This is a genomic window from Sporosarcina aquimarina (genome assembly GCF_019748715.1).
Lineage (GTDB): Bacteria > Bacillota > Bacilli > Bacillales_A > Planococcaceae > Sporosarcina > Sporosarcina newyorkensis.
Map to the genome: position 1 here is coordinate 1 of NZ_JACLBZ010000064.1, position 250 is coordinate 250.

Sequence of the window (250 nt, forward strand, 5' to 3'; positions counted from 1 at the left end):
CGTCTGCCAGTTCCGCCACCCCGGCAAGAGTGAAAAAGCGGAAGACGGGATTCGAACCCGCGACCCCGACCTTGGCAAGGTCGTATTCTACCACTGAACTACTTCCGCAAAAAAGTGCGGGTGAAGGGAGTCGAACCCCCACGCCCGAAGGCACTAGATCCTAAGTCTAGCGTGTCTGCCAGTTCCACCACACCCGCGTTATATTACTGCGATAAAAATGGTGAGCCATACAGGATTCGAACCTGTGACC

Annotated in this window: 2 tRNA genes; both read right to left on the minus strand. The window is 55.2% G+C overall.

Features of this window, described 5'->3' with window-relative positions:
- Nucleotides 1-36: 36 nt before the first annotated feature.
- Nucleotides 37-108 (minus strand) — tRNA-Gly (locus tag H7J92_RS17565).
- Nucleotides 109-115: 7 nt separating this feature from the next.
- Nucleotides 116-197 (minus strand) — tRNA-Leu (locus tag H7J92_RS17570).
- Between the last annotated feature and the right edge of the window lie 53 nt (nt 198-250).